1 protein-coding gene is annotated in these 340 nt (G+C 71.5%); it reads left to right on the top strand.

The features are described 5' to 3' along the window. On the top strand, window positions 1–340 hold a 340-nt coding region (locus IG88_RS42205; RefSeq protein WP_037837585.1), incomplete at both ends, for a KR domain-containing protein.

Here is a 340-nt window from a genome sequence, read left to right as displayed (position 1 = left end):
GGCGCGGCATCTGGTGGCGGTGCACGGTGTGCGTGATCTCGTGCTGGCGAGCCGGCGTGGTGAGGACGCGCCGGGGGTCGTTGAGCTGGTGGGGGAGCTCGTCGGTCTGGGTGCCGAGGTGCGGGTGGTCGGCTGTGACGTGGCCGATCGTGCCGCGGCGGAGGAGCTGATCGCCGGGATTCCGGGCCTGCGTGGTGTGGTGCATGCGGCGGGTGCCTTGGACGACGGGGTCGTGACGGGGCTGACGGCGGAGCGGTTGGTGTCGGTGATGCGGCCGAAGGTGGACGGGGCCTGGAACCTGCACGAGCTGACCCGTGACCGTGAGCTGGACCTGTTCGTG

Origin of the sequence: Streptomyces sp. NRRL F-5650, from assembly GCF_000721365.1 — a bacterium.
GTDB lineage: Bacteria > Actinomycetota > Actinomycetes > Streptomycetales > Streptomycetaceae > Streptomyces > Streptomyces ardesiacus.
This window is presented reverse-complemented; position numbering and strand designations above follow the sequence as displayed.